The sequence below is a fragment of the Cupriavidus sp. 05T313 genome, assembly GCF_056396665.1.
The window spans coordinates 1-7,754 of sequence record NZ_JBFTLX010000364.1 but is presented as its reverse complement, the minus strand read 5'-3'; the positions used below and the strand labels follow the sequence as shown (position 1 = coordinate 7,754).

Here is a 7,754-nt window from a genome sequence, read left to right as displayed (position 1 = left end):
CCGAGGGGTTGAATTCCAAGATCGCCACTGTGCAGAAGCGAGCCTGCGGCTATCGCAATCCGGACCACTTTAAGATCGCCGTCTACTTCCACTGCGGTGGTCTCAACCTACATCCAGCTGCGCTGACCCACACGAAAGTCGGATGAACCTTTTTTTTATTTGCCAGGCTATGACGAAGTTACCGGCTCAGGATCCATCCAACGCAGCGCCGCTGCATGAGCAGATCTACGCCCGGATTCGTGCCTCGATTCAGCAAGGGCAACTGAAACCCGGGCAGCGGGTGCCATCCTTGCGTGCGTTTGCGGGCGAGCTCGGAGTGGCGCGCGGGACCGTTCAGGTCGCCTATGACCGACTCTTGGGCGAAGGTTACCTGATCGCCAGAGGCCCTGCGGGGACATTCGTTTCCGCGCAAATTGCGCCATCGCGCCCCCACCGCGTGGCCGCAGCGGCTGGATCCAGCCGCACGCCACCGGACCAGGAACTTACCGAGTTTTCGATCGAAACGGATGGTGGAATCCCCGTGCCGTTGCAACTCGGGCTTCCCGCGCTGGATGAGTTCCCGCGAAAACTATGGACGAGGTTGATGGCTCGGCAAATACGCAGCGCCGGCTCGCTGACCAGGCCGGCGTCAGCCGGATTTGGCCCGCTGCGAGAAGCGTTGGCCGCTTACCTGCAGCGCTCACGGGGCATCGACGCCCAGCCGCACCAGGTGTTCGTCGTGCCGGCATATACGGCCAGCCTTGCGCTGATTGTGGATGCGCTCAGGCTGGCGGGCGAAAGCGCCTGGGTTGAGGATCCCAGCTACCCTCCGACAGCCCAGTCACTCAGGCGCCTGAACCTGCAGGTCCGGAATGTGCCAGTGGATGATCATGGCCTCGACGTCGAATTTGGGCGTCAGCATTTTCCAGAGGCGCGCCTGGCCGTAGTGACGCCATCGCACCAGAGCCCGACTGGCGTGGCACTGACACTGCAACGTCGCGTCGAACTGCTCGACTGGGCCGGTGAGCGGGGCGCATGGATCATCGAGGACGACTACGACGGCGAGTTTCGTTACCGCGGCCACCCGTTGCCGGCCCTGAAGAGCCTGGACACATGCGACCGGGTGATCTATTGCGGCACGCTTAGCAAGGTGCTGTACCCGGGACTACGGCTCGCTTACGTGGTCGTGCCACAAAGTCTGGTGCCGACCATGAATCTGGCCTGCAGGCGCATGGTGCATGGCGGCTGCCCCGAACTCTTGCAAGCCGTGGCGGCGGAGTTTATTGCGCAGGGACACTTCGCCCGGCACATCAAACGCATGCGCACGCTTTACGCACGACGACGCGCAATGCTGGCCGAGGCGCTGGCGCCATACAAAACGGACGGCTTCACTGTTTGCCTGCAGGATGGCGGCATGCACCTTCTGGTCGACGTCAGGGACGATCTTGACGATCTGGCGATGGCCCGCCGCGCGCGCGAGGCAGGATTCGCCGTCCATTCGCTGACCGCCTGGCGGCATGGTGCGCCAGGGCGGCGTGGCTTGATGATGGGCTTTACCAATCTGCGCAGTCAGACTGAAGCCGATCGCCTGGTTGCCGAACTGATGCGCGCGCTGAAAGCATAGGCGATCGTCATGGGACGCTTGGCAAATAATCAACCAGTCGTCTATTGCTCTCCGCATCTGCTTAGCAACTATTGCGACATGCCAAGACCCGCCAACCCCGAGATCCGTAGCCGGCTGCTCATCGACGGTGCTCGTGTGATTCACAGCGCCGGTTTCAACGGGTCTGGCGCGGGACATCGTCGGTGCCACCGATGTTCCCAAGGGATCCTTCTACAGCTATTTCGACAGCAAGCAAGCCTTTGCCGCCGAAGTGCTCGAAGCCTATTGGGATTCCATTGAACAATGCCATGCCAAAGTAATGTATGACGCGCGCATCGCGCCGTTGGCCAGGATCGGAAAGTTGTTCGAGTTGCTGGTGGCGGACCACGCGGCACAAGATTTCACGCTCGGATGCCTTGTGGGCAACCTTTCTCTCGAATTGTCCAATACCAGCGGTGAAGTCCGAACGGCTCTGGAGCGCATTCTGGCGCGCTGGGAAGGCATGATCACATGCCTGCCTTGATGAGGCCAGGCTGCGCCAGGAACTGCGGCGGACGTAGATTCCGAGCAGCTCGCGTCCATCATTATCGAAGCCTGGGAAGGGGCGGTCCTGCGCAGCAAGGTCCAGCGCAATGGCGACGCCTGCCGACGATTTCAGCAAGTCACCCCCAAGCGGTTGTTGTACTGAAATTTTTTTGCGGCCTTAAAAAGACGACTGATCATATATATCAGGCACTGCGCACTCGCGCCAATAGATCACCTGGTCGACGCGCTAGCAACCATAGGTCATGCCGCCCCATGTCGATGGCCCAGTCGAAAACGATAAAGATGTGCCTGTTGCCTGTGTCATCGCCCAACTACATTGAAGCCTGCACAAACCAGCATGCATCGGCACCATGACCAAGAACCTGACGCTCAGACATATTCAAGGCAACGCGCGCACGCGCCAATAAAGGAGGCAGCGCGGCCGCCGCCAGCGCGCTGGCGGCTTCCAGCTTGCCCGGACCTGCTGCGGCGGCACCGTCGGCAATGGGATCGAGTCCCTCAACGGCACGCGGCAAGGCCTCAGGCAGCTACATCACGGCAAAGGACGGCACCCAGCTCTATTGCAAGGACTGGGGCGCCGGTCGCCCCGTTGTATTCAGTCATGGCTGGCCACTGAGCTCGGACAGTTGGGAATCCCAGATGATGCTGGTTGCGTCGGAAGGGTATCGCGCCGTTGCACATGACCGTCGTGGCCACGGCCGTTCAAGCCAGCCATGGAACGGCAATGAGATGAACACCTATGCCGACGATCTGGCCACTGTGTTCGAAACCCTTGACCTGCGGGACGCCATCCTGGTGGGYTTCTCCACGGGKGGAGGCGAGGTGGCCCGGTACATCGGCCGGCATGGGACGCGACGCGTTTCAAAGGTGGTGCTGGTTTCGGCGGTGCCGCCTCTGATGGTAAAGACTGCCGCCAATCCGCGCGGACTGCCAATCGAAGTATTCGACGGCCTGCGTGCCGCACAACTTGCCAATCGGTCGCAGTTCTACAAGGACGTGCCGGCGGGCCCGTTCTATGGCTTCAACCGTCCCGGTGCAAAGCCGTCGCAGGGGTTGATCGACGCATGGTGGGCGCAGGGCATGCAGGGTGGACACAAGAGTACGTACGACTCGATCAAGGCATTTTCGGAAACCGATTTCACCGAGGATCTCAGGAAGATCGACGTGCCGACCCTGATCATCCACGGCGACGACGATCAGATCGTGCCGATCGACGCCGCCGGACGCGCATCGGCAAAGCTCGTCAGGAACGCGAAGCTGATCGTCTACCCCGGTGCGCCGCATGGGCTCACCGACACGCACAAGGACAGGTTCAACGCCGACCTGTTGGCATTCATCCGTAGTTGAAACGACGCCGAATCTGCCGGACCCCACAATGGCGCCGGCGGACTGGGYTCACCATAAGAGGTACTTCCCATGTGCAACCACCACGCCACCTATGCAGATCCCGTTGATCCGGCTCTGCCGAAGGCCAGCATCACGCTAGACCTGCCACGCACCGCGCTCGTCGTGATTGACCCGCAGATCGACTTCATGAGCCCCGAAGGTCGTAGCTGGGGCGTCGTAGGAGAAAGCGTGACGGAGCAGAACCTCGTGCCCAACCTGGTCCGTCTGTTCGAGGCCGCAAAGCAGGCTGGCATCACGGTCGCCATCTCTCCCCACTATTACTTTCCCCATGATCACACATGGAAAGTGCAGGGTCCCGCCGAAATGTTCCAGCATGCCATCGGCATGTTCGACCGTCCTGGCGCGCTGAACCTGGACGGTTTCCGTGACTCGGGCGCGGACTTCATGCCGGAGCTCAAGCCGTATATCGAGGATGGCAAGACCATCATCTGCTCCACGCACAAGCTGTACGGCCCGCAGGCCAACGACCTTGTCCTGCAGTTGCGCAAGCAGCGCGTCGACCAGGTGATCCTTGCGGGCATGGCCGCCAATCTGTGCGTCGAATCCCATCTGCGGGATCTGCTGGAGCAAGGTTTCGAGGTTGCTGTCGTGCGCGACGCCGTAGCAGGGCCGAAGCTACCGGAAGGCGACGGGTATCACGCGGCGCTGGTCAACTTCCGTTTCATCGCAAACGCGCTGTGGGATACCAACGAAACCGTGCAGCGGCTGGCAGGGAAGGTTGGCGCAGCCGCATAGCGCCTGTCATGCGCCAGGGGCGACAGCCCTTGGCGCGGCAATGGCGGGGTGCATGAGTGTCCGGTTCAAAGAATGCATAGGGGCGACTCACATGCCTAAGATTCCTTCGCGCTACAGCTATTTCGCCTACGGCGTAATCCAGGCCGGCTTGACCTGTTCCATCGCTGCTGCCATCGCAAGCATTCCATTTGCAGACGAAGGCCTGTTTCTTCAGCACTGGCTAAGGTCCTGGAGCGTCTCCTGGCTGACCATGCTGCCGGTTGTCGTGTCGGYCACACCCCTCATTCGCCGCCTGGTCGATCGAATGACAAACCACCCATAGGTCATACAACCTCAAGCCGATGGCCTAGTTGAAAACGACAAACATGTGCCTGTTGACTGTGTCATCGCTCAACTACATTGAAGCCTACACAAACCAGCACGCATCGGCACCATGACAAACAATCTGACTCTCGGACATGCGGAGACGGAGGCTGACATCCTCGCGTGTTTCCCTGTCATGCGGCAACTGCGCCCCAAGCTGCAAATGCCGGAAGACTTTCTGGCCAACGTCACGCTGCAAAGCGGGCAAGGCTACCGGCTGCTCGCGCTCTGGGACGCTGGCAAACCTGTTGCGCTGGCCGGATATCGTCGTCTTGACAACCTGATCCACGGGCGCTTCCTGTACGTAGACGATCTGATCACCGATGCGGGAGGCCGGGGGCAGGGCCACGGCGAGTGTCTGCTGCAAGCGCTGCGCGAGCTTGGACGCACAGAAGGCTGCCAGCGACTTGTCCTGGATACCGGACTTGCCAACGCGAAGGCCCAGCGCTTCTATTTCCGTTCGGGGCTGCTCGCCGAGGGCCTGCACTTCTGCATGGTGCTGCAATGAAGTCCCTCAACCTGCTGCTGCTTGATTGCAGCCCGCGCCGTGACTATTCCACCAGCCGGCACCTGACCGGGCAATTGCTGCCCGCGCTGTCCGCGCAATTCGGGCGGGAGATTCATGTGACGCGACGCAACCTTGGCGCCGAGCCGCTGCCAGCCATCACCGCGGAGTACGCGGAGTCGCTGCTGCTGCCCGCCGCCGAGGCAAAGGAACGCTATGGCGCGGCGCTTGCCGTGTCGGATGCGCTGATCAGGGAGATCGAACAGGCCGATCTGCTCTGGATCTCCACTCCGGTGCACAACTTCACGGTGCCGGCTGTGCTTAAGAACTGGATCGATCTCGTGGTTCGACGCGATGTGACCTTTACCGCCACGCCTGAAGGGAAAATCGGATTGCTGCGCGATCGCCCAACGTTCGTGGCGGTGACATCCGGCGGCGCCATGTTCCGGGATCCACCCGTCCAGCCCGATTTCTTTCGTCCGTATCTCTCTGCGGTGCTTGGCATCATCGGACTCAAGGATGTCAGGTTCACGCATGCGACGGGCCTGGCTTTTGCGGAAGTGCCTCAAATTGTGATCGAAGCGCAGGCCGCGCAATCGCTACGCAGCGGCGCGCTGATGTAACGCAGGGTATCGCAAGCTCATATTTTCGATAAACGAAAAGCAGCAGGTAACCCGCATCAGGATTGATGCCGGACAGGAAATGCCGCGCGCTTCGAGGCGATCTGGCGTGGGGGCCAGGCGTTACCTAACATAGTTTCGTGGATCACTCCACCTTCCTTAGTACGGAGAAGCATCATGAAGATTGTCATCATTGGCGGGACCGGCCTGATCGGCTCGAAGACCGTTCCCATTCTGCGCCTGGGCGGCCACGAGGTCGTCGCCGCCTCGCCGAAGAGCGGTGTCAACAGCATCACTGGCGCGGGGCTCAAGGAGGCCCTGGCCGGCGCTCAGGTCGTGATCGACCTCGCCAATTCCCCTTCGTTTGAAGATAAAGCAGTGCTGGAGTTCTTCGAGACTTCCGGCCGCAACCTTCACGCGGCGGAGGCCGCAGCGGGCGTCCAGCACCATGTCGCGCTTTCCATCGTCGGTACCGACCGGACCCCCGACAATGGCTATTTCCGCGCCAAGGTCGCACAAGAGAAACTGGTCGAGGCGTCCGGCATCCCGTACACCATCATCCGCTCGACCCAGTTCATGGAATTCAGTGGTGGCATCGCCGATTCCAGTACGAAAGGAAACATTGTCAGCGTTTCTCCCGGCCTGTTCCAGCCCATTGCGGCGGATGACGTTGCAGCCATCGTTGCCGACGTCGCGCTCGCGCCACCGCGAAACGGCATCGTCGAGATCGCGGGCCCGGAACGCGCACCGTTCAACGAAATCATCGCCCGCTATTTGAAGGCGGTTGGTGACCCGCGTGAAGTCGTGCGCGACCCCGAGGCACGCTACTTCGGCGGCCTGGTCGAGGAATACTCGCTCGTGCCGTTGGGCGAGGCACGCCTCGGGCGCATCGGCTTCGAGGAATGGATGCGTCAATCGCAACAAAAATAGTCCGAAGGGCACATGTCCAAGTAGGCAGCGCAGGTTCGTGAGTAAGAACTTGATCAAATCACCAGGAGTCAACATGTCTCAACGCACGAATTACTTCCAGCAATCGCCGGAACTGTCCAAGAAGCTCATGGAGCTCAGCGCGCTGTTCCAGAACACCACGATCGAACAACCCATTCGCGAGCTCGTCGAGATTCGCGCATCGCAGCTCAACGGCTGCGCGTTCTGTGTCGACATGCATATCAAGATGGCGAAGATCCATGGCGAACGCGAATTGCGCCTGCATCACGTGGCGATCTGGCGCGAGTCGACGCTGTTCTCGCCGCGCGAACGCGCCGCGCTGGCCTGGACCGAGGAACTGACCAACATTCCCGCCCAGGGCGTGTCAGACGAAATCTATGAACGCGTGCGCACCCAGTACAGCGAGAAGGAACTGTCGGATCTCACGTTCCTCGTGGGGGCGATCAATACCTGGAACCGCCTGAACGTGGCGTTCCGCATGGTGCCCGGCTCATCGGACAAGGCGTTCGGGCTCGACAAAGCCAATCTGGAGTGATGCCATGAAGACGGTCGCATCCATTGCGGCAACCCTGATGGTGTCGGGCCTCATGGTTGCACAGCCGGCCGCCGCCGCGCCGGAGGCAAGTGTCACGCCCTTGCTCACGGAGGCGTTGCCCGAATATCCGGGGAAGGAGGCCACGATGATCGTGGTGGAGTATCCGCCGGGTGCCGTCGATCCCGTGCATCGCCATGACGCGCACGCGTTCGTCTATGTGCTCGAGGGCAGCATCGTCATGGGCGTCAGGGGCGGAAAGGAGGTGACGCTCAAGGCGGGCGAAACCTTCCACGAACGTCCCAACGATATTCACACTGTCGGACGCAATGCCAGCACTACGCAGCCAGCAAAGTTCGTCGTCTTCCTGATCAAGAACAAGGGGGCGCCGATCCTGACGCCAGTGAAGTAGCCGCAGACCATCCACGCACCGGCTATGCCGGTGCGGCTGGATAGGCTGGCACGATGAATTGAACGGCGACGCCGTGGGTGACTGCATGCCGCGACCCATAGGAT

General features: G+C 61.0%; 9 protein-coding genes and 1 pseudogene. All 10 read left to right on the top strand.

Annotation, left to right across the window (positions count from 1 at the left end; genetic code table 11):
- The first annotated feature begins 142 nt into the window (after positions 1-142).
- Positions 143-1,603 (top strand): MocR-like pyridoxine biosynthesis transcription factor PdxR, encoded by a 1,461-nt coding sequence (gene pdxR / locus AC1DKD_RS38830; protein ID WP_441637664.1) that lies wholly within the window; start codon positions 143-145, stop codon positions 1,601-1,603.
- Positions 1,604-1,901: 298 nt separating this feature from the next.
- Positions 1,902-2,270: pseudogene (locus tag AC1DKD_RS38825) on the top strand (TetR family transcriptional regulator C-terminal domain-containing protein).
- Positions 2,271-2,611: 341 nt separating this feature from the next.
- Positions 2,612-3,475: an alpha/beta fold hydrolase gene (locus AC1DKD_RS38820; protein WP_477144523.1), complete on the top strand. Its 864-nt coding sequence runs from the start codon at positions 2,612-2,614 to the stop codon at positions 3,473-3,475.
- Positions 3,476-3,544: 69 nt separating this feature from the next.
- The gene (locus tag AC1DKD_RS38815; RefSeq protein ID WP_441632426.1) at positions 3,545-4,270 is read left to right on the top strand and encodes a cysteine hydrolase family protein; all 726 of its coding nucleotides are present in this window, start codon (positions 3,545-3,547) and stop codon (positions 4,268-4,270) included.
- Positions 4,271-4,361: 91 nt separating this feature from the next.
- Positions 4,362-4,592, top strand: a complete 231-nt coding sequence (locus AC1DKD_RS38810) for a DUF2798 domain-containing protein (protein ID WP_477144522.1) — start codon at positions 4,362-4,364, stop codon at positions 4,590-4,592.
- A gap of 111 nt (positions 4,593-4,703) precedes the next feature.
- Positions 4,704-5,141: a GNAT family N-acetyltransferase gene (locus tag AC1DKD_RS38805; RefSeq protein WP_441632428.1), complete on the top strand. Its 438-nt coding sequence runs from the start codon at positions 4,704-4,706 to the stop codon at positions 5,139-5,141.
- Entirely contained in the window at positions 5,138-5,761 is a 624-nt protein-coding gene (locus AC1DKD_RS38800; protein WP_441632430.1) for an FMN-dependent NADH-azoreductase, read from the top strand. Before AC1DKD_RS38805 ends, AC1DKD_RS38800 begins: the two co-directional genes overlap by 4 nt.
- Before the next feature lie 174 nt (positions 5,762-5,935).
- Positions 5,936-6,688, top strand: coding sequence for an SDR family oxidoreductase (locus tag AC1DKD_RS38795; protein WP_276290653.1), 753 nt, complete (start codon positions 5,936-5,938; stop codon positions 6,686-6,688).
- Between the two features lie 73 nt (positions 6,689-6,761).
- On the top strand, positions 6,762-7,241 hold the full coding sequence (locus AC1DKD_RS38790) for a carboxymuconolactone decarboxylase family protein (protein ID WP_441632433.1): 480 nt from the start codon (positions 6,762-6,764) through the stop codon (positions 7,239-7,241).
- 4 nt (positions 7,242-7,245) lie between these two features.
- Positions 7,246-7,650, top strand: coding sequence for a cupin domain-containing protein (locus AC1DKD_RS38785; protein WP_441632435.1), 405 nt, complete (start codon positions 7,246-7,248; stop codon positions 7,648-7,650).
- The last annotated feature ends 104 nt before the right edge of the window (positions 7,651-7,754 follow it).